Genomic DNA, 20,129 nt, shown 5'->3' with positions numbered 1-20,129 from the left:
GGTCCGCGCCGGTCGTACAGGTAACCTCGCGGTGTGGAACTGCGAAGACTCGGAAGAAGCGGGTTGCTGGTGTCCAGAATGGCTCTCGGCACCCTCAGCTGGGGACGTGACACCGACGAGCACGAGGCCCGCGAGCAGCTCGAGGCCTTTGCCGAGCACGGCGGCACGCTCGTCGACACCGCGGCCTCCTACGGCGACGGCGCGAGCGAACGGGTGCTTGGCGCGTTGCTCGACAAGACCGTTTCCAGGAGCGACCTCATCATCGCCACCAAGGCGGGCCGGAGCGGTCCGTTCGGGCAGGACATCACCGATGTCTCGCGTAAGGCCATGCTCGACCAGCTCGACGATTCCCTCGACCGCCTCGACGTGGACTATATCGACCTCTGGCAAGTGCACTCCTGGCACGACGGCACCCCCCTGGACGAGACGCTCGGCGCACTCGACCACGCTGTCGCCTCTGGACGAGCACGCTACGCCGGTATCTCCAACTACGCAGGCTGGCAGACCGCGTGGGCCGCCGTGCACCAGAGCCAGGGATCCGAGCGCACCCGCCTGGTGTCGACCCAGATGGAGTACTCGCTCGTGCAGCGCGACATCGAACGGGATGTCGTTCCGGCCGCTCAGGAGTTCGGCCTGGGAATCCTGCCCTGGTCTCCGCTGGGCCGTGGCGTGCTGACCGGTAAGTACCGCAGCGGCACCCCCGCTGACTCCCGCGCTGCCACACCACACCTCGCACGTTTTGTGGACCGGTATCTCGATGTCCGGTCGAGGCAGATCGTCGAGGCGCTTTGCACGGCGGCTGACGGGCTGGGTGTGCAGCCGCTCGAAGTGGCGCTGGCGTGGGTCCGGGACCGGCCCGGCGTCGTCGCGCCCGTCTTGGGTGCCCGCACGGCCGCTCAGCTCAACACCCAGCTGGCGGCCGAAGACCTCGAGCTTCCCGAGGAGATCCGCACCGCGCTCGACGACGTCTCGGCACCAAGCGCGTCAGCCGGCGGCTGAACGAACCACGCCGTCGGTGTCGAGTTCGAGCACTACTTCGTCGTCGTAGACGCGTCGTTCGGTGCGTACTAGTTCGTAGTCCTGGTCCAGCACCGGAAAGACGTAGACCGGCGTCAGAGTGACGCGCGCGCCGTCGCGCAGGTTCTTGACGTTGACCTCGAGGTGGCCGTAGTGCTTGCCGCCGTCGACCAGCTGGAGGGTGCCGTCGATCAGCTCCCATTGTTCGGGCTCGTCCTGGTCCGCTGTCCACTGACTGTACGGGTTGTACTTGAGCAGCGGATCATTCAGCGACGGGCCGTCGCGGCGCTCGCCACGCAGTCCGTCCCCGGCGACGCCCACATCGTAGTAGTGCACACCTGGTCCGTCGCCCTCGTTGACATAGCTGCGCTCGAACATCTCGCTGTGACCGGACAACACAACGGTCACACCGTACTCCTCGAACATCGGGTGATACTGGCGCATCGGCGTGCCGCCCTGCCCGCTGGTGAATTCGTGATACATCGGCAGACCGTGTTCGCCACTGCTGAAGGGCGCGTGGTGGAACTGCACGAAGATGATCTGCCCCTTGCTGCGGGCGTCGGCAAGCTGTTCTTCCGCCCAGTTCCACTGCGGGCTGCCCGGGTTGAAGTCCGCCAGGTCGGTCCCGCCGGCAGCTTCGTACTGCTCTCGGGTGTAGTTGTTCTGCGTATCGGTGCCCGGCCCGCGATACTCCTGTCCGGTGGCTTTCTCGGCGTCGGGATAGTTGCCCGGAGCGTCGTCGGGCTCCCCGTTGGAGCTGTCCAGCGTGATCAAGGTGATGGGCCCGTAGTCGATGCGGTGGTAGTTGTCCCGGTGCGCCTCGGTGCCGTTGTCCGGAGAGTCGAAGTACACGTGGTACTTGGCTCGGGCCTGGACCACCGGCGAGCGGTCGTCGGGCGTGCCGTAGCCGCCGTTCAAAGCGCCGAAGTTCTCCCAGTTGCCGATGGCCGGGATCAGCGGCCGATGTGACAACCCGCTGGCCAGCTCTCCGGCGTTGTGCCGGAAGAACTCGTCCCACCCAGGCTGGTACCCGCCGCCTTGGACCAGGTCGCCCGGCATGGCGACGAAGTCCGGCTTCCGGCTCTCGATCACCTCGAGATTGCGCCGGTAGCCTTCGTCCTCCGTGAGGATGTAGCGCAGGGTGCGCACCTGCGACAGCACCGTCGTGCCGAAAGCCTCGTCCCATACGCTGCCTTCGTCGGCGCTCGGGCGCTGCGCTCCGGTCTCGTCCAGCGCCCCCGGGGCCCATTCGCGGCGCAGCACACGCCCGAGCGGCTCGGTCTCGGAATCGGCCAGGGCCACGAACCGGATATTGCCCCAACGGGCGGTGGACGGCGCCGTGGTGAAGTGCGCGTTGAACCGTGCCGCCCCGGCTCGCACCTGATAGTTGTAGCGTTTTCCGGCCTGCAGACCGGTCACCTCGACCATGTGTTTGTAGTTCACGCCTTCGCGCAGCCATGAACCTTGCTCGAGCCCGTCGATCTGTTGAGAAAGCTCTGCCTCGGTGTAGTCGAGCGCGGCCTCGTGGGTGGGTGTGGTGGTGTAAGTGGCACCACCACGCAACCCCGGTCCACGCACCGTCAGCTCAGCGGGTTCGGCGGTGTTGGTGAACCAGGTGATCGTCATGCTGTCGGTGGACGGATTCTGCAGATACGGATTGACCCGGAACTCGGTCTCCGGAGTCTGCGCCTGCGCGGGCCAGCCGACGGCGATCATCGCCATGGCGACCCCCAGGACCAACAGACGGGACTTACGAGACGTACGCATCCGACACACCACTCCTCACGCCCGGCCGACCTCAGCGGAACCGCTGGCTTCCGCCAACTTCGCAGACCTCTGCCGCCAGCAGGCCAACGGACGGCGAAGCGATCATGAAATCCTAGTGCCTGTCGAGAGGTTCCGGTACCCGGTCCGGGGTGCCAAGATCGCAGCGCCCGGCCGACGGGCTTCAGCGGCGGCGGCATCGGGCATGCGCGGCACCGAATCTCGTCTCACAGATCGCCGTCGGGCTCGATCACCTCGTCGAGGCGGTAGATGAGCATCTCGTCGTCCACTATCGCGAACGGCTCGTCCACCAGGGTCTCGGTGTCGCCTTCGGCGAGCTCCTGAACCCACACTGTGCCACCGCGGGAAAGCAGTCCCGAGGGCTCGGCTCGCTGATCCAGCCCGTCCACTCCGTAGGCGTGCAGAAGCTGGTACAACGCGCGACCGGCATGGGAGACGTCTGCCTCGGCCGCCTCCCTCGGGTGGGCCGGATACAGCTCGCCGTAGGCTTCGCGGCCGGCCCGCAGTAGCTCGTCGTGCTCGGTGATGTCGTAGTCGCGGCGGACGAAGACACCGACGGCCGCCGGTTCGGCCTCGGCGTTCTCATACTCGATGTCGACGTGTGGACCTTCAGGGAACTCCCACGGCGTCACTTCGTCGCGGACCTCGAACAGCAGGTCGTCATACCGCTCGGCGGCGTGCCGCAACGCGGTATAGGCGGCTTGCACCCCGGCGTCGGCCTCGCCGGTGCGGGCCAGGCACGCTTCCATGTGGTTCTCTAGAGCATCGGTGAGGTGGTCGAGCGCAGCTTGAAGGCGTTCACGCTCTGGAGGCACAGTCGTCACAGTGTCAGACCGTACCTGGTGTGCGCGACAAGTCGTGGCAGGATGGTGCAATGGAGCAGATGGTGGCGACGGGCAGAACCTCGGCGTTCGCCCACGCCACCGAATATGAGTTCCGCCACCTGGTCCTGCCTCGCGACACGTCGCGCGGCGCGGCGCGCAGGCTCCTGACCGAACATGCCGAGTACGGGCGGTGGGAGCTGGCTCGATTACGCCGCTTCCCCGACGGCAGCCGCAAAGTCACTCTGCGACGCAAGATCCTCCGCGTCCGCCGCACCCTCTGACCCCCGATGATCATGAACACTAATCGACGAATACGGTCACTTAGTGTTCATGATCATCGGGGAGGTCAGGCGAGATCGAGGAAACGGTCCAAGACCCTCGCTCCGAAACGCAGGCTCTCCGTGGGGACCCGCTCGTCCACCCCGTGGAACATGCCGGCGAAATCGAGGTCGGGCGGCAGCCGGAGTGGAGCGAACCCGAAACACCGCGCGCCGATCGTGCTGAATGCCTTCGCGTCGGTGCCGCCGGACAGGGTGTACGGAATTGCGCGCGCCGCTGGGTCTTCCGCGAGCAGCGAGGCCGACATCGCGTCCACCAGTGACCCGCTGAACTCCGTTTCAACAGCGATGTCGTAGACCATGTAGTCGCGTTTGACCCGCGGACCGAGCACCTCGTCCAGCGTCGCCTCGAACTCGTCCTCGTAGCCGGGCAGGAAACGGCCGTCGACGTAGGCCTCGGCCCGGCCGGGGATCACATTGTGTTTGTACCCCGCCTTGAGCATGGTCGGATTGGTGGTGTTGCGTACCGTCGCACCGACGATGCGGCCGATGTTGCCGAGCGACTTCAGCAGTTGTTCGGGTTCACCGGGATCCAGCTCGACCTCGAAGGCCTCGCTCGCGGCATCGAGGAACGCCTGAGTCGACGGAGTGATGCGCACCGGCCATTCGTGCCGGCCGAGCCGGGCGACCGCCTCCGACAGTTCGGTCACCGCGTTGTCGTCAGACAGCATGGAACCGTGCCCTGCCCGGCCGTCGACCGTCAAGCGCATCCAGGCGATACCTTTCTGCGCCGTCTCGATGAGGTAGAGCCGGAGATCGTCGTTGACGGTCAGGCTGAATCCGCCTACCTCCCCGATCGCCTCGGTGACCCCGTCGAACAGCTCACGATGGTGTTTCACGGCCCAGTGAGCGCCCAGCACTCCCCCGGCTTCTTCGTCAGCCAGGAAAGCCAGCACCACGGGCCGCGCCGGGCGCCGCCCGGTGCGCAGCCGGTCCTGGACGACGGAAAGGATCATGGCGTCCATGTCCTTCATGTCCACCGCGCCGCGGCCCCAGACGCAGCCGTCGGCGATCTCGCCGGAGAAGGGGTCGTGCGTCCAATCTGGAGCGTGCGCTGGAACGACGTCAAGATGGCCGTGGATCAGCAGAGCGTCAGTGCGCCGCGGGTCGGCGCCCTCGATCCGGGCCACAACGCTGGCCCGGCCCGGCTCGGACTCGAAGACCGTGGGCTGCAGGCCGGCGTCGGAGAGCTGCTGCGCGACGAACTCCGCGGCTAACCGCTCGCCGGGTCCGGAACTGTCACCGAAGTTCGAGGTGTCGATCCGGATCAAGTCCCGGCACAGCTCGACGACGTCGGCATCCGGCGCGGGCGTTGCTTCGGGCGTGGGCGGTCGGCTCATACCGACAGCCTAGAAGGTAGGTGTGAGCGGGCGCAGGCTGGCGTGCCCGATGTGACAGCCGCACGAAACTGCGGGCGGCACGGTGCTATCGCGCTGGCGGAACTACTCCTCGTCCTCCGAGGTGGCGGCGAGGCGCTGCTTCTCGCGGTCCTTCCGCCATGCCCAGATCAGCAGGAAGGTCACCAGCACCACCGAGCCGCCCAGGAACACCAGGGTCCAGATCACGACGTCCATCTCCGGACCTCCTCACTCGTCCGTGGAGACCGACCCGGGGCCGGTCGGCGTGGTCATCGGGCCGGACCAGACCTGTCTGGCGAGCCAGCCGTTGAGCACGAGCATCACCACAGCCAGGATGATCCATTGGATCAACATGGTGGCCAGGCTGAATGGCTCGAACGGATTCCACCAGTCGTCCGGCGCGAACACCGTCACGGTCTGCTGGATCCACCAGCCCAGCAAGATCACGAATACCAGCGGGAAAATCCGGATGAGGCCGGTCCACCACCACGTGACGGGGAAGTCGCTGTCGGCGTCGAGCTCCTGGCGGGCCCGTTGCACACCGAACTTCATCATGGCGATGGCGCAGAACAGTCCGCCGATCAGCAGCCCGACACCCCAGACGAAGTCCTGGTTGGCGAAGAAGTCCAGGCTGATCGCCGACGGAATACCGGCGGCGAACGCAACCAGCACGATCCACGGGACGGCCCGCCGGCGGGGCAGACCGAGGTCCTCCACGTTGCGGGTGGTCAGCTCCATCATCGCGATCAAGCTGGACAGGGCGGCCAAGGCGAGTGCGAGGAAGAAGATGGGGGCGAAGACCCATCGTCCGCCGGGCATCTCCCCGAACAGCTCGGCGAAGAAGATGAACGCCAGCCCTTCGTTACCGGCGGCCAGCGCCTCTTCGGCGAACTCGCGGGTGCGCAACGCGAAGATGGTGCCCATGACGGCGGTCCCGGCCAGCGTGGCGGCCAGCAGGTCGCCTGCGACGAGAGTCGTCGAGTTCAGTGCGAAGTCCTCGCGACGGCGCATATAGACCGAGTAGGTCAGGTACAGGCCCCAGCCGGCACCGGTGGAGAACGCCATCTGGCTGAAGGCCCGTAGCCACAGCTCAGGATCGCGGAGCAGACTCCAATCCGGCACGAACAGGAAGCGCAGCCCTTCGGAGGCGCCTGGGAGCGTCATCCCCCGGATGGCCAGCACCACCAGCAGCACGAAGAGAACCGGGATGGCGAACTTCAGGATCGCCTCGAAACCGCGCTTGAGACCGCGGTAAATGATCAAGCCGACTGAACCGATGGCGATGGCATGGAACAGGATGGTCTGCCATGGGGTGCCGGTGAAGTTGTCCCAGATGCCCTCGGTGTCGGCGCCGGTCTCGAAGCGACCGGTGACGGCGTGCAAGAAGTAGCGGATCGCCCAGCCACAGACCACCGAGTAGTAGAACATGATGCCGACGGTGACGAAGCCCATGAAGCCGCCCATCCAGGCGAACTTGCGGCCCATGAAGTCCCGGAAGGCCCCAATGGTGCCGAGGCGCGACCGCGAACCAAGCAGTTGCTCGGCCATGAGAATGGGGATGGCCCACACCAGGAAGGCGACCACCATGGCGAACAGGAATGCACCGCCGCCCCAAGCACCTGCTTCACGGGGGAATCGCCACATGTTTCCGGTGCCGACGGCCATTCCTACCGCCACCGCGATGAAGGTGAACCGGCTGCCGAAGACTTCGTGTGTACGGGATGAACTGCGCTCAGTAGCCATCGCGAACCTCGCCTCGTTGCGCTGTCCCGGGTGGCCAAGATAATGCACCCGGCAACCGATTCCTGGCAATGGTTGTCGCGAAGTTGTCACAGAATAGTGGCTGCTTGGAAGCCGGTGATCGTCAGTACGTTGTGGCTGTGATCCCGCGTCCACAACCCACTGTCGATCACCTCACAGCGACCACAACGCCCTGTCGATCACCGAACAAGGGTGGGTGGAACGCGTGAAAGGGTGGGAGGAGTGAAAGGGTGGGAGGGGTGGCGAAAAGTTGTGGAGAGGCGGAAGTGCGGCGTTCGCTCTTATGCTCGGCATCGTGGCCACCGAACCAGACCCGCGTACCGAACCAGACCCGCGTACCGAACCAGCCTCCCGTACCGAACCAGCCTCCCGTACCGAACCAGACCCGCGTACCGAACCAGCCTCCCGTATCGAATCGGTCTTGCGCGCCGAACCGATCTTGCGAGTGGCATCGTTCGAGGAACTCGACCTGGACACGCTGTACCGGATTCTGCGCCTGCGCGTCGACGTGTTCATCGTCGAGCAGGAATGCCCTTATGCCGACCTGGACGGACGCGATCGCGAGCCGGGAGCGTTGCACGTCTGGTTCGAGAAGTCCGGCGAACCAGTCGCGTATCTGCGCGTGCTGGAAGAGCCTGACGGCGCCGCGCGGATCGGGCGCGTTGTAGTGGCGCCCGGGTCTCGCGGCAATGGCCTGGCAAGCGCACTGATGCGTGCTGCCATCGACCGATTGGGCGGGCGGGCGAGCCGCTTGCACGCGCAGGCGTATCTAGCCGATTTCTACACCCGCTACGGCTACGTCGTCACCGGTCCTGAGTTCCTCGACGACGGCATTCCCCACGTCCCCATGGCCCGGCCCGCGGCGACCGGTGGCCGCGGTGAGCCGAACCACTGATTCAGGCCCGAGCGGGCCGGCTCACGGCAGGTTGGTGATGAGCTCGCCCACCGGCAATCGGCGCCCGGTGTAGAAAGGCACCTCTTCGCGGACGTGCCGGCGTGCTTCCGACCCCCGCAGATGCCGCATCAGATCGACGATCCGGTGCAGCTCGTCGGCCTCGAATGCGAGCATCCACTCATAGTCACCCAGCGCGAACGACGACACCGTGTTCGCCCGGACATCCGGGTAGCCACGGGCCATCTGGCCATGCTCGGCGAGCATCGCCCGGCGCTCCTGGTCCGGCAGCAGATACCACTCGTAGGAGCGTACGAACGGATAGACACACACGTACGCGCGTGGTTCCTCATCGGCCAGGAACGCCGGGACGTGGCTCTTGTTGAACTCGGCCGGCCGATGTAGTGCCGCCTGAGACCAGACCGGCTCCAGGTGTGTTCCGAGGCTGGTGCGCCGGAACCGGTGGTAGGCAGCCTGTAGGTCGTCCATGGCCGGCGCGTGCCACCAGAGCATGAGATCGGCGTCGGCACGTAGACCGCCGACGTCGTACGCACCGCGAACGACGACGTCCTTATCGGCCAGCTCGTCGAAGAGCCCGGCGACGCCGGCGGCAATCGGCTCTCGGTCGATGTCACCCAGAGGATCTCGGACCCGGAACACTGACCACATGGTGTAGCGGATGACCTGGTTGAGATCGCGCGCCTTAGGACGCGGAGACTGCTCACTCATGCTTTGATCCTGACATGGCGTTCTCGCACGTCGGCGACCACCCTCCCTGCTGCTTCACGCGCCGTGCCGATACAGGCGGCAACGCCCACACCTGCGTAGACGGCGCCACACACGGCTAGCCCCGGAACCGCTGACACCGCCGCGCGGATCCGTTCCACCCGGCCGAGGTGACCAACGGCATACTGCGGCAGCGCACCACCCCAGCGGGTGACCCGAACATCGACGGCTGGGCCACTGACGCCGGTTGCGGCGCGGAGCTCGGCGAGGGCGATCTCCGCCAGCTCGGAGTCATCTCTCTGCAGATCGTGTGTCTGCCCATGGCGGCCGATCGAAGCCCGTACCAGCACCAGGTCGCCAGCCTGGTCGCGCAGCCAGGGCCACTTCGCCGACGAGAACGTCACTGCCTTGATCATCCGGCCCTCGGCTGGTGGGACGAGGAATCCCGACGACGCCGGCGCCACTGGAAAGGCCGACGCGGGCAGTGCCAGGGTGACGATAGCCATGCTCGCGGTCTCGACCGCGGCGAGTTCAACAGCCGCCGCGTCGGCCACACCGCGCAACAACCGGGCCGCCGGCGCGGCCGGCACGGCGAGGACCACGGCGTCGGCCGTCATCACCTCCGGTTCGGGAACCGGCCCGGTGACCAACCGCCAGCCGCTTGCCGTGCGGCTCAACTCGCGGACCGTGACGCCGGTGCGAACACCGGCCCCCGACGCCTTGGCGACGGCCTCCGGCAGCCGTCCCACTCCCCCGGCCACACCCGCGAAGACGGGGCCGCCACCGGCGGGAGCGCTCTGCCGGACAGACTGAACGGCCGCGGCGAGACTGTGATGCTCGCGTGCCGCGGCCCCGAGCGCGGGCACGGTGGCGTCCAGGGAGAGCTGGTCCGCGCGACCGGCATACACGCCGCCGAGCAGCGGCTCGACCAGGCGGTCGGCCACGGCGCGGCCCATCCGCTCGGCGACCAGCCGGCCGATGGACACATCAGCCTCGATGGGCATGCCAGGCACGGCTGGCCGGTCGCGCTGCGCCGCCTCGGCGATCTCGGCGTCGGTGAGCAGTCCACCCAACGACGACGGATCGGCGGGCACCCCCATCACCGTCGCCTTCGGCAGTGGCCGGATCTCGCCGCCGCTCCAGATCCCGGCCCCGACGTCCGCGGGATGAACGATGCTGTCGCCGAGGCCGACCGCCCGGGCCAGGTCAACCGCCTCAGGTCGGCGGGCCAGCAGAGATTCCGCGCCCTCGTCGACCGGAACACCGGCCACCTCGGATACCCGCAGGTGGCCGCCGATGGCGCTGCGTTGCTCGAACAGGATGATGTCCGCGTCAGCGCCGAGCCCTTCACGGAGAAACCACGCGGCCGCGACGCCGCTGATCCCACCACCCACCACGGCGACGCGCACCCGATCCGGTGGTCCGGCCATGGCCGCTTCACCAACCCTTGCTGACATGTGCCCGCCGGCGGCGGGCGGATCTCTCTGACTCTACGAACCTGTCTACCGTCTCGTGGCCTGATCGTGACCGGACGGGTGCAACCACGGCCGCGGGCATGCCGTCTGAGTTGTCAACCGCGCTGGGCCCGGCGACGGCGGTCATCCATCCCTCAGTTGTGGAGGCGCCATGAAACGACAGACCGTAGTAGCTTACGCGGTGGCCGGTGCGGTGGTGGCATTGGCCGGGTGCGGAACGGAGCCCGACTCCGACGCCGCGGCAGCGGACTCGCTGACACCCCAAGAATCCGCGGCGGTGGACCGAGCGGAGTACGAGGACGCCGACGCGCAGGACGACTCCGCGGCCGTAGACGACGAGGCGCCCGACGCTACCGGCGTTCTCACGCAGGTCACGAGTGAGACCTTCGACCGGGAGATCATCTACACGATCGGCGTCGACATCGCCACCGAGGATGTGCAGGAGGCTTCCCGGCAGGCGGCATCGCTGGCCCATGACGCTGGTGGTTACGTCGCTGACGAGTCCACGTCGGCGGAACGCTCCACCGTACGGCTCCGGGTACCCGCCGACCAGCACGCTGACGTCGTCGGCGAACTTCAGCAACTAGGCACCGTGCTCGACCGCAGCCGTTCCACCGAGGACGTCACCCAGGACGTCGTCGATACACAGTCACGAATCTCGTCGCAGCGCGAGAGCATCTCCCGGATCAGAGCACTGCTGGACGAAGCCGGTGATCTGAGCGACGTCATCGACATCGAGGCCGAACTGGCCAGCCGGGAGGCCGATCTGGACGCGCTGCTCAGCCGCCAGGCGCGCCTCGCCGACCTGACCGCCATGGCGACGATCAACGCCACGTTTACCCTCAGTGACCCCGACACCAGCGACGAGGATGAGGGCGAGCAGGCGGCCAGCGGCTTCGTCGCCGGATTGAGCAACGGCTGGAACGCCTTCGGCGACGGCGCGGCCGTGGCTCTCACCGGGTTAGGCGCGGCGTTGCCGTTCCTCGCCTTCGGCGCGCTGGTAGGAACGCCCCTGGCAGTGTGGGCGCGTAGGCGGCGGCCGGCACCGCCGTTTCAGGCCCCGCTGTCTCCGCCCGCCGCCTGAACGCGATCGACGACGTGGGCGAGCACGTCTGGATCAGTGGACGGCAGGACGCCGTGGCCGAGGTTGAACACGTGACCCGGTGCCGACCGGCCCTCGGCGATGATCCGGTCGACCTCGGCGTCGATCACACTGGTGTCGGCCAGCACGAGCGCGGGATCAAGGTTGCCTTGCAGCGCCTTTCCCGGCACCCGGCGAGCGGCTTCGTCGAGCGGGAGCCGCCAGTCGACGCCCACCACGTCGGCTCCGGCCTCAGCGATCAGAGGCAGGAACTCGGCGGTGCCCACCCCGAAATGAATGCGTGGCACGCTGGTGATCTCGCGCAGGATGGAAGCGCTGTGCGGCAGCACGAAACGCTCGTAATCGGATCTGGACAACGCACCGGCCCAGGAGTCGAACAACTGGATCGCACTGGCCCCGGCATCGATCTGTACCTGCAGGAAGGTGCTGGAGATCCGCGCCACTCGGGCCAGGAGCTCGTGCCAGAGGTCCGGGTCGCTGTGCATCAGCGCTTTGGTGCGCTCATGGTGGCGGGACGGACCGCCTTCGACGAGGTACGAGGCCAGCGTGAAGGGCGCGCCGGCGAATCCGATCAGCGGTGTGGTGCCCAGCTCCTGGACCAGAGCACCGACGGACTCGGTGATGAACCACACGTCATCACGTTCGAGCGGGCGCAACCGTGGTAAGTCGGCGCGAGTGCGGATCGGCTCGGCCACCACCGGTCCGACGCCGGGCTGGATCTCGACGTCAACCCCCGCGGCCTTGAGCGGCACCACGATGTCGGAGAAGAAGATGGCGGCGTCCACCCCGTAGCGGCGAACCGGCTGCATGGTGATCTCGACCACCATGTCCGGCCGCTGACATGACTCGAGCATCGGCACGCCTTCGCGCAGTTTGCGGTACTCGGGCAGCGAACGCCCGGCTTGCCGCATGAACCAGACGGGTGGACGCTCGGTCAGCTCTCCGCGACATGCTCGAACCAGAAGGCTGCTGTTCACGCATCAATCGTGTCACGTTGGGCGTGGCTGCCTGACAGCGGCCGCAATCCGGCCTAACCTGCATTGTGTGGCCAGGAGCAATGAACGTCTCCAGCCGGAGGCACCGGCCGCCTTCATCCAGGCGGTTGAGACGTTGCGGGCTGCTCGGTTCCGCTCCGAGATGCATCTCGAGGAACCGTCGGCGCCGAAACGGCTGGCGACCTTCACATTCGCGCTAAGTGCCGATGTGTTCGTCGACGACGCGGAGCCGGAACCCGACCCTGATCCGGTCGCCACCGGCCGCCTGGTGCTGCTGCACGAGCCCGGCGGACACGAAGCGTGGCACGGGGACTTCCGGCTGGTCACTTACATTCGAGCCAGCCTCGAACCCGACATCGGCGCTGACCCGATGTTGCTACCGGTCGCATGGACCTGGCTGACCGATGCCCTCAGCACTCGCTCGGCCCCCTATACCGCCGCCAGCGGCACGGTGACTCGGGTGGCATCCGAAGGGTTCGGCGGAATGGCCGGCCAATCCGCCTCCGCGGAGGTCGAGATCCGGGCCTCGTGGACACCACTCGAACCCGACCTCGAACCACACGCGCTCGCGTGGGGCGATGGTCTCACCACGGCTGCCGGCCTGCTGCCGCTGCCCGCGGGCGTGGTGGCCATGCCCAGCCTCCGACCAAGGCAGCACCGCAGGTGACCTCTCAAGACCCTCCACCCTCGATTCCCCTCACCGAGCCACGTGACGGCCTCCCCGAGGTGGTCAACAGCCCGGCCGCGCTCGAATCCGCGGTTGCGGCCGTGGTGGCCGGCAAAGGTCCCGTGGCCATCGACGCCGAACGGGCCTCCGGCTACCGCTACGGCCATCGGGCCTATCTGGTGCAACTGCGCCGGCTCGGCACCGGAACCATCATGATCGATCCGCTGGGTGCGCCGGACCTGTCGTCTTTGGGCCGTGCGGTCTCCGACGTCGAGTGGGTCCTGCATGCCTCCACGCAGGACCTACCCTGTTTGGCCGATATCGGGATGCGGCCGGCCAAACTCTTCGACACCGAGTTGGCCGCGCGTCTGCTGAGCCTGCCACGGGTGGGTCTTGGCCCACTGGTCGAGAACATCCTCGGCTTTCAGCTGGAGAAGGGTCATTCGGCAGCCGACTGGTCCAGCCGCCCGTTGCCGGAGTCATGGCTGCGCTACGCCGCTCTCGACGTGGAACTGTTGCTGGAACTCAGAGACGAACTCGAGCGGCGGCTGCGTGACGCCGGGAAGCTCGAGTGGGCCGAGGAGGAGTTCGCCGCCATCGCGGCGGCTCCGCCGCCGGAGCCGCGCGCTGATCCGTGGCGGCGCACGTCGGGCCTGCACCGGGTCCGCGACCGTCGCGCGCTCGCCGTTGTACGTGAGCTCTGGTACGCCCGCGATGATCTCGCGCGGAAGCGCGACCTCTCCCCCGGCCGGGTGCTTCCGGACGCGGCCATCGTCGAGGCGGCAATCGCCGCACCCGCCACGGCCGAGGAACTTGCCGGTATGCCGGTCTTCCGGGGGCGCGCCCAGCGCCGCGAATCGGGCCGCTGGTTCACCGCCATCGCCCATGCCCGAGCACTTCCGGACGACCAGTTGCCGGCGCACACGGCGCGCTACGACGGCCCACCGCCGGCTCGTACCTGGGTGTCCCGCGAACCTGAGGCGGCAGCGCGGCTGGCGATCGCGCGCACGGCCGTCGCCGAAGTCGCCGAGGCGCACACTCTGCCGGTCGAGAACCTGCTGACGCCGGAGACGTTGCGCCGGGTCACGTGGTCCCCGCCGGATCCACCGACCGAGGAGAGCATCGCCGAGGCCTTCCGGCTCCGTGGGGCTCGCGAGTGGCAGATCCGGCTGACGGCGGGACCGGTGGCGAAGGCCCTGGCCGCTTCCTGATCGGTTGCTCCGGGACCGGGGCGCCCGGCCACGGTGGGTTTGAGTCGCGGCTCAGTGCTGCCCGGCACCCTTGGCGAAACGCTCCCGCGCCACCGTCCAGGCATAGCGGTCGAAACGGCCATCGTCGCGGATGGCGTCAACGGCGTCGTAGGCCATGAGTAGCGCTTGATGGATGTTGTCGAAGACGAACAGGCCCTGCCGGCCCAGCGTGACGATACGGCGGATCATCCGCGCCCACGCGTCTACCTCGCTGAGGTCGTTCTCATAGCCGAGCCGGTAGATCGGATACACCTGGCCGAGCCGCCGGGTCTCGACGTGTGAGCGTTGCACACTGGGCAGGCCGGTGAGGCCCAGAGTTTCGTCGACCAGGTCGGCCAGCGACTCGTCGTCGAGGCCCCAGACCTCGTCGGTCATATTGCAGGGGATCTCCGCGCACAGGACCGAGCGCCCAGGCGGGTCGTCCGGGTTCTCCCGGTAGTTGGTCGGCTCGGAGATTCGCAGCACAGGCGTACGCGGGTCGGGGATGTCGTGTGAATCGAACCGGCTCCAGCGGCCGTTCTCGTGCACCACGTACACGAGCAGCATGGCGCGGTAGCGAAGCCTGGCCGCGGACTCGATGGACGTCAACGACGGCGCCGGACGTGAGATTCGGGCGAGCACAGGCAGCGGGAGGGTGGAGAACACGAGGTTCCCGGTGACGACGTCGCCGTCCTGGGTGCCGACCTCGACCTCGTCCTCGTAGACGTTCACCCGGTCGACCTCTGCCTCGAGCTTGATGTCGACGCCGGCCTCCACAGCGGCATCGGCGAGCGCTTCGACCAGCTGGCCGAAGCCGTGGCGCGGATAGAAGTACCCGCTGGCTACGGTCTGCTTCTTCCGTCGCACCCGGCCGACGGCGCGGCCGGCCACCTTCCAGGCGCTGAGCCGTGCCGCCTGCCGGTGCGCCTGCATGGCGCTCAGCGCGTCGCCGGGCACCCCCCATTGCTTCTCGGCCAGCGGGCCGTACACGGAGTCGTACAGTGCGGGGCCGACCCGGCCACGGACCACAGCCGCGTAGCTGTCGTCCTCGGAGCGACGGAACGACAGGGTGGCGGAGTCTTTCGCGATGCGCGCCAGCATGGACGGGGGCAGCTTGCGGGTGACTTCGTCGGCGCGCAGCGGCACGCTGAGCCACTGATCGCCCACCCGGATGCGGCTGTTGCGGTGCCGCAACTGCAGATCCTCACCGAGTAGTGCGCGGAGGTCGTTCAACAGGCCGGCGGGCGTGGCCCGGTCGAGACGATGAGACCCTTGGTCGACGCGGATCCCGGCGACGTCGACCGAAGCCGCCATCCCACCGACATGGTCGGCACGCTCCAGCAGGGCGACCTTGAACCCGCGCTGGGCGGCGCGCCAGGCGGCCACCAGGCCAGCCGGCCCGGCGCCGAGGACGATGAGGTCGTGAGGTGTACTCATGAGAACGGCCAGCCTATCGCTCCTTGAGTGCACCGATGTCAAGACACACCGGCCTGGCACGGCGCTGCGCCATGATCGTTGTGCTGTTGTGGGCGCCATATCACCCACAACCGGACAACGATCACTCGCCGGCCGTCATCGTGCAGCCGCTACCCCCCGATCTTGCGCGCTGGCCAACATCTAAGGTTGTCGCCGTGAGCCGTGACGACGGTCGGCTGGTCGCCGATATCCGCGCCGCCCTGCGAGCTGCTGCTGACCCGATCAAGGCCGGACCGATGCAGGCCTACATGAAGTCGGAGATGCCGTTCCTCGGCGTTCAGAAGCCGACGCGTGCCCGAGCGCTCCGGCCGGCATTGCAAGCCAACCTGCTCGGCTGCCGGACAGACTGGGAGGCGGCCATCCGGGAGCTGTGGGACGACGCGGCCTACCGGGAAGAACGCTACGCCGCCACCGATGTCGCGCAGGCTCGCGCGTACACCGAATGGTCGCGTGATCCCGCCTCACTCCCCCTGTACGACCACCTCATCGTCACCGGCGCCTGGTGGGACCATGTCGATGACATCGCGATCCGGCTCGTCGGGCGCGTGCTGCGTCACGATCCCGTCGCCACGGCGCCGCTGATCCGCGCCTGGTCCCGCGACTCCGACCGGTGGCGGCGTCGTACCTCGGTGATCTGCCAGATCGGCTCCGGAGAAGAGATCGACGTCGAGCTCCTCCGCGAATGCGTGCTGGCCAACATCGACGACCCTGACTTCTTCCTGCGCAAAGGCATCGGCTGGGCGTTACGCCAGCATGCCAAGCTCGACCCCGCGTGGGTGCGCACGTTCGTCTCCATCCACCACGACCAGCTCTCCCCTCTCTCCCGCCGTGAGGCTCTGAAGAACATCTTCACCGGCGCCTGATCACCTTCGGCCAGCACGCAGCGTCCGGCGCCGACGAGAGAGCGGTCGAGGCTCGTGGACTCCCGGCCGACCGTCCGTAGGCGCCGGCGCAGGTGCGCAGCGCGAAGGCCGCCGCCGGAGGCCAGGGAGGCCGGGAGTCCACGAGCCTCGACCGCTTCCCCTACCCGGATGGCGACGGTTGTTACTCGCGAGTAATATGGCGTCAACAACCATCGCCGTCTGCCCATGCAGGAGGGTCTCGTGTCCCCGACCACCAGGCAAGTTCGTGATGTCGCGTTCATCGACGGCGTGCGTACGCCGTTTGGCAAAGCGGGCGGCATGTATGCCGAGACCCGCGCCGATGATCTCGTCGTCAACTGTATCCGCGAGCTCATGCGCCGCAACCCGTCGCTGCCGCCGGAGCGTATCGACGACGTCGGAATCGCGGCCACCACCCAGACCGGCGACCAAGGCCTCACACTCGGCCGCACCGCCGCCATCCTCGCCGGACTGCCCAGGTCCGTGCCGGGATTCGCCATCGACCGGATGTGTGCCGGCGCGATGACGGCCGTGACCACCGGCGCCAGCGGCATCGCTTTCGGCGCCTACGACGCGATCATCGCCGGCGGCGTGGAGCACATGGGCCGCCACCCGATGGGCGAAGGCATGGACCCGAACCCGCGCTTCATGTCCGAGAAGCTGGTCGACCCTTCGGCCCTGGTCATGGGCAACACCGCGGAGAACCTGCACGATCGGTTCCCGCACCTGACCAAGGAACGCGCCGACGCCTACGCCGCCGCCAGCCAGGCGAAGCTCGCGAAAGCCTACGCCGACGGCAAGATCCAGCCCGACCTGGTGCCGGTGGCCACCCGCAGCAAGGAAGAAGGCTGGGGCCTGGCGACGGTCGACGAACCACCCCGTCCGGATACGACGGTCGAAGGTCTGGCCACGCTTCGCACCCCGTTCCGGGCACACGGCCGGGTCACCGCCGGAAACGCCGCCGGGCTCAACGACGGCGCGACCGCCGCGCTGCTGATGGACACCGAGACGGCGGCCGAGTTCGGGCTCACCCCGAAGATGGTTCTCGTCTCGTACGCCTTCACCGGTGTGGAGCCTGAAGTCATGGGTGTCGGTCCGGTCCCGGCCACTGAACGTGCGCTGCGTCAGGCCGGGCTCACCATGGACGACATCGGGCTCATCGAGATCAACGAGGCATTCGCGGTTCAGGTGCTGGCATTCCTCGACCACTTCGGCATTCCCGACGACGACCCGAGAGTGAACGCCTACGGCGGAGCCATCGCCCTTGGTCATCCCCTGGCATCGTCAGGTGTGCGTCTGATGAACCAGCTGGCCCGACAGTTCGAGGAGCGCCCGGACGTCCGATACGGTCTGACGACGCTGTGCATCGGACTGGGCATGGGCGGTGCCGTCGTCTGGAAGAACCCGCACCATCCCGACCATCAAGCCGAGACCAGCGCCGACTCCCGGGAGGCCGCAGCCTGATGACCACGACCGACACCTTCCCCAACTTTCCGGACGAAGTCGTCAGCCACGCCTATGTACGGTTCGTCGACCTGCCGTTGGGCGCCGGCAAAGCCGCACTCATCACCATTGACAACGGCTTCGACCACAAGAAGCCGAACACCCTCGGCCCCACCACTCTGCGTGGCATCGAGCGAGCCATCGACACCGCCTACGCCGAGCCTGGCGTGGTGGCTGTCGCCATCACCGGCAAGCCGTTCATCCTGGCCGCCGGTGCGGACCTCAAGGGCATGGCGATGATCACCGAACACGACCAAGCCGTCGAGGTCGCCCGGCTCGGTCACCGCGTCTTCGGCAAGCTCGCCGACGGGCCGGTTCCCACGTTCGGTCTCATCAACGGCCTGGCCCTCGGCGGCGGCTTGGAGATCGGCCTCAACTGTACGTACCGGACAGTGAGCAAGGCGGCCTCAGGACTGGCACTTCCCGAGGTCTTCCTCGGCCTGATCCCCGGGTGGGGCGGTGCCTGGCAGGTACCGAACATCGCCGGGCCGGAGACAGCGGTCACCGTCATCATCGAGAATCCCCTCAATCAGAACCGGATGCTGAACGGCCCCAAACTGGCCCAACTGGGCCTCGCCGACGTCGCGCTCGACGCCGCCGATTTCATCGAGCAGTCGCTGCTCTGGATGGCTCAGGTGGTCCGCGGCGACATCACGGTCGAGCGGAACAGCATCGACCGCAGCGAGTCCGCCTGGGAGGCCGCGGTGGCCCGCGGGAAAGCCATCGCGGACAACAAGGTGCACGGGGCCGCACCCGCCCCCTACCGGGCTCTCGAGCTCATCTCCGCGGCGCGCACGTCCACCATGCAAGAGGGGTACGCGGCCGAAGACCAGGCCCTCGCCGACCTGGTGATGAGTGAAGAACTACGTTCTGGCCTCTACGCCTTCGACCTCGTGCAGCGCCGTGCCAAACGGCCCGCGGGCGCGCCTGACAAAGACCTCGCCCGGCCGGTGACCAAGGTGGGCATCGTCGGCGCCGGCCTGATGGCTAGCCAGCTCGCGCTCTTGTTCGCCCGCCGGCTCGAAGTGCCTGTGGTGATGACCGATCTCGACGACGAGCGCGTGAACAAGGGCGTCGGTTACGTCCATGCCGAAGTCGACAAGCTGCTCGGCAAGTCCCGGGTGACTCCTGATCAGGCCAATCGCTACAAGGCCCTGGTCAGCGGATCGACCGACAAGTCCGTGTTCGCCGATGCCGACTTCGTCATCGAGGCCGTCTTCGAGCGCATGGACATCAAGCAGCAGGTCTTCACCGAACTGGAGTCCATCGTCTCGGCCGAGTGCATCATCGCGACGAATACCTCGTCACTGTCCGTCACCGAGATGGCCTCGGTGCTCAGGACGCCCGAACGGGTCGTGGGATTCCACTTCTTCAATCCGGTTGCTGTGCTGCCGCTGCTGGAGATCATCCGCGGTGAGCACACCGACGACGCCACCCTGGCCACCGCATTCGCGACCAGCAAGGCGCTGAAGAAGTCGTCGGTCCTGGTCAAGGACGCTCCAGCATTCGTCGTCAACCGGCTGTTGCTCCGGCTCACCGCGGAGATCCTCACCGCCACCGACCGGGGTACCCCGCTGGAGGTCGCTGACAAGGCCTTGCTCAAGCTCGGCCTGCCGATGTCGCCGTTCGTCCTGCTGCAGCTCGTGGGGCCGGCCGTGGTTCTGCACGTGCTGGAGTCGCTGAACGCGGCATTCCCGGACCGGTTCCCGGTGTCGGAGAACCTTCGGCGGCTCGTCGAATCAGGCAAGCCGGGTGTCTGGTCGTGGGACGAGAAGGGCAAGCCGTATCTCGAGGATGACACGGCCGCGCTGTTCGAACAGGGTGATACTCAGCTGAGCGAGGAGGAAGTCCGCGAGCAGGTGCTCTCCGCGCTGGCCGAGGAGATCCGCCTGATGCTCGACGAGGACGTCGTGGCCGAGCCGCAAGACATCGACCTGTGTATGATCCTGGGCGCCGGCTGGCCGTTCCACCTGGGCGGTATCACGCCCTACCTGGACCGCACCGGGGTCGCGGAGAAGGTCACCGGGCGCCGGTTCCTCGAACCTGGCGTAGCCAGCCTGCCGTCCGCCTGACCAGCAGTATTCCAACGACCCTGGACGC

Annotated in this window: 18 protein-coding genes; 9 read left to right on the top strand and 9 right to left on the bottom strand. The window is 67.5% G+C overall.

Annotated features, from left to right (window positions below):
* The first annotated feature begins 33 nt into the window (after positions 1–33).
* On the top strand, positions 34–999 hold the full coding sequence (locus F7O44_RS02760) for an aldo/keto reductase (protein ID WP_162448633.1): 966 nt from the start codon (positions 34–36) through the stop codon (positions 997–999).
* On the opposite strand, the gene F7O44_RS02755 is transcribed toward F7O44_RS02760, so the two are convergent.
* Together F7O44_RS02755 and F7O44_RS02750 are read right to left on the bottom strand one after the other, a co-directional pair.
* Positions 985–2,733, bottom strand: coding sequence for a fibronectin type III domain-containing protein (locus F7O44_RS02755; protein WP_162449295.1), 1,749 nt, complete (start codon positions 2,731–2,733; stop codon positions 985–987). The two genes, F7O44_RS02760 and F7O44_RS02755, sit on opposite strands and share 15 nt — an antisense overlap.
* A 275-nt stretch (positions 2,734–3,008) precedes the next feature.
* Positions 3,009–3,626, bottom strand: coding sequence for a hypothetical protein (locus tag F7O44_RS02750; protein WP_162448632.1), 618 nt, complete (start codon positions 3,624–3,626; stop codon positions 3,009–3,011).
* A 59-nt stretch (positions 3,627–3,685) separates the two neighbouring features.
* On the opposite strand from F7O44_RS02750, the gene F7O44_RS02745 reads away from it, so the two are divergent.
* Positions 3,686–3,907, top strand: a complete 222-nt coding sequence (locus F7O44_RS02745) for a DUF5703 family protein (RefSeq protein WP_162449294.1) — start codon at positions 3,686–3,688, stop codon at positions 3,905–3,907.
* A 65-nt stretch (positions 3,908–3,972) separates the two neighbouring features.
* Here the strand turns inward: F7O44_RS02745 and F7O44_RS02740 are convergent, their stop codons facing one another.
* From F7O44_RS02740 to F7O44_RS02735, 3 genes are all read right to left on the bottom strand, one after another.
* The gene (locus F7O44_RS02740) at positions 3,973–5,304 is read right to left on the bottom strand and encodes a M20/M25/M40 family metallo-hydrolase (protein ID WP_162448631.1); all 1,332 of its coding nucleotides are present in this window, start codon (positions 5,302–5,304) and stop codon (positions 3,973–3,975) included.
* Between the two features lie 102 nt (positions 5,305–5,406).
* A complete protein-coding gene (locus tag F7O44_RS30900; RefSeq protein WP_281353367.1) occupies positions 5,407–5,538 on the bottom strand; it encodes a hypothetical protein in 132 nt (43 codons plus the stop codon).
* 12 nt (positions 5,539–5,550) lie between these two features.
* Positions 5,551–7,065: a sodium-dependent transporter gene (locus F7O44_RS02735; RefSeq protein WP_162448630.1), complete on the bottom strand. Its 1,515-nt coding sequence runs from the start codon at positions 7,063–7,065 to the stop codon at positions 5,551–5,553.
* A gap of 439 nt (positions 7,066–7,504) precedes the next feature.
* Here F7O44_RS02735 and F7O44_RS02730 point away from each other — a divergent pair, with 439 nt between their 5' ends.
* The gene (locus F7O44_RS02730) at positions 7,505–7,978 is read left to right on the top strand and encodes a GNAT family N-acetyltransferase (RefSeq protein ID WP_343073824.1); all 474 of its coding nucleotides are present in this window, start codon (positions 7,505–7,507) and stop codon (positions 7,976–7,978) included.
* Positions 7,979–7,999: 21 nt separating this feature from the next.
* On the opposite strand, the gene hemQ is transcribed toward F7O44_RS02730, so the two are convergent.
* Positions 8,000–8,704 (bottom strand): hydrogen peroxide-dependent heme synthase, encoded by a 705-nt coding sequence (gene hemQ, locus F7O44_RS02725; RefSeq protein ID WP_162448628.1) that lies wholly within the window; start codon positions 8,702–8,704, stop codon positions 8,000–8,002.
* Complete coding sequence (gene hemG, locus F7O44_RS02720) at positions 8,701–10,131, bottom strand: protoporphyrinogen oxidase (protein WP_162448627.1); 1,431 nt, start codon at positions 10,129–10,131, stop codon at positions 8,701–8,703. Before hemG ends, hemQ begins: the two co-directional genes overlap by 4 nt.
* Before the next feature lie 196 nt (positions 10,132–10,327).
* Here hemG and F7O44_RS02715 point away from each other — a divergent pair, with 196 nt between their 5' ends.
* Positions 10,328–11,260, top strand: coding sequence for a DUF4349 domain-containing protein (locus tag F7O44_RS02715; RefSeq protein WP_162448626.1), 933 nt, complete (start codon positions 10,328–10,330; stop codon positions 11,258–11,260).
* Here F7O44_RS02715 and hemE read toward each other — a convergent pair.
* On the bottom strand, positions 11,230–12,255 hold the full coding sequence (hemE, locus tag F7O44_RS02710; RefSeq protein WP_162448625.1) for a uroporphyrinogen decarboxylase: 1,026 nt from the start codon (positions 12,253–12,255) through the stop codon (positions 11,230–11,232). The two genes, F7O44_RS02715 and hemE, sit on opposite strands and share 31 nt — an antisense overlap.
* A gap of 67 nt (positions 12,256–12,322) precedes the next feature.
* On the opposite strand from hemE, the gene F7O44_RS29400 reads away from it, so the two are divergent.
* Positions 12,323–12,940, top strand: coding sequence for a DUF3000 domain-containing protein (locus tag F7O44_RS29400; RefSeq protein WP_222850982.1), 618 nt, complete (start codon positions 12,323–12,325; stop codon positions 12,938–12,940).
* A complete protein-coding gene (locus tag F7O44_RS31555) occupies positions 12,937–14,151 on the top strand; it encodes an HRDC domain-containing protein (protein WP_222850981.1) in 1,215 nt (404 codons plus the stop codon). Before F7O44_RS29400 ends, F7O44_RS31555 begins: the two co-directional genes overlap by 4 nt.
* A gap of 51 nt (positions 14,152–14,202) precedes the next feature.
* On the opposite strand, the gene F7O44_RS02700 is transcribed toward F7O44_RS31555, so the two are convergent.
* Positions 14,203–15,606 carry a protoporphyrinogen/coproporphyrinogen oxidase gene (locus F7O44_RS02700; protein ID WP_162448623.1) on the bottom strand — a complete coding sequence of 468 codons (1,404 nt, stop codon included), beginning with the start codon at positions 15,604–15,606 and terminating at the stop codon, positions 14,203–14,205.
* A 194-nt stretch (positions 15,607–15,800) separates the two neighbouring features.
* Here F7O44_RS02700 and F7O44_RS02695 point away from each other — a divergent pair, with 194 nt between their 5' ends.
* The 3 genes from F7O44_RS02695 (at position 15,801) to F7O44_RS02685 (ending at position 20,101) form a co-directional block, all read left to right on the top strand.
* Positions 15,801–16,508: a DNA alkylation repair protein gene (locus F7O44_RS02695; RefSeq protein ID WP_222850980.1), complete on the top strand. Its 708-nt coding sequence runs from the start codon at positions 15,801–15,803 to the stop codon at positions 16,506–16,508.
* Positions 16,509–16,748: 240 nt separating this feature from the next.
* Positions 16,749–17,990, top strand: a complete 1,242-nt coding sequence (locus tag F7O44_RS02690) for an acetyl-CoA C-acyltransferase (protein ID WP_162448622.1) — start codon at positions 16,749–16,751, stop codon at positions 17,988–17,990.
* Complete coding sequence (locus F7O44_RS02685) at positions 17,990–20,101, top strand: 3-hydroxyacyl-CoA dehydrogenase NAD-binding domain-containing protein (protein WP_162448621.1); 2,112 nt, start codon at positions 17,990–17,992, stop codon at positions 20,099–20,101. Before F7O44_RS02690 ends, F7O44_RS02685 begins: the two co-directional genes overlap by 1 nt.
* Positions 20,102–20,129: the final 28 nt, after the last annotated feature.

The sequence above is a fragment of the Phytoactinopolyspora mesophila genome (assembly GCF_010122465.1).
In the GTDB taxonomy this organism is placed as follows: domain Bacteria; phylum Actinomycetota; class Actinomycetes; order Jiangellales; family Jiangellaceae; genus Phytoactinopolyspora; species Phytoactinopolyspora mesophila.
This window is presented reverse-complemented; position numbering and strand designations above follow the sequence as displayed.

What these genes read in the sequence shown, in the direction of transcription:
- F7O44_RS02700 (WP_162448623.1), bottom strand. Translation starts at nt 15,606, where the DNA reads ATGAGTACACCTCACGACCTCATCGTCCTCGGCGCCGGGCCGGCTGGC.
- F7O44_RS02740 (WP_162448631.1), bottom strand. Translation starts at nt 5,304, where the DNA reads ATGAGCCGACCGCCCACGCCCGAAGCAACGCCCGCGCCGGATGCCGAC.
- hemQ (WP_162448628.1), bottom strand. Translation starts at nt 8,704, where the DNA reads ATGAGTGAGCAGTCTCCGCGTCCTAAGGCGCGCGATCTCAACCAGGTC.
- F7O44_RS02685 (WP_162448621.1), top strand. Translation starts at nt 17,990, where the DNA reads ATGACCACGACCGACACCTTCCCCAACTTTCCGGACGAAGTCGTCAGC.
- hemG (WP_162448627.1), bottom strand. Translation starts at nt 10,131, where the DNA reads ATGGCCGGACCACCGGATCGGGTGCGCGTCGCCGTGGTGGGTGGTGGG.
- F7O44_RS02745 (WP_162449294.1), top strand. Translation starts at nt 3,686, where the DNA reads ATGGTGGCGACGGGCAGAACCTCGGCGTTCGCCCACGCCACCGAATAT.
- F7O44_RS02735 (WP_162448630.1), bottom strand. Translation starts at nt 7,065, where the DNA reads ATGGCTACTGAGCGCAGTTCATCCCGTACACACGAAGTCTTCGGCAGC.
- F7O44_RS30900 (WP_281353367.1), bottom strand. Translation starts at nt 5,538, where the DNA reads ATGGACGTCGTGATCTGGACCCTGGTGTTCCTGGGCGGCTCGGTGGTG.
- F7O44_RS02715 (WP_162448626.1), top strand. Translation starts at nt 10,328, where the DNA reads ATGAAACGACAGACCGTAGTAGCTTACGCGGTGGCCGGTGCGGTGGTG.
- F7O44_RS02755 (WP_162449295.1), bottom strand. Translation starts at nt 2,733, where the DNA reads ATGATCGCCGTCGGCTGGCCCGCGCAGGCGCAGACTCCGGAGACCGAG.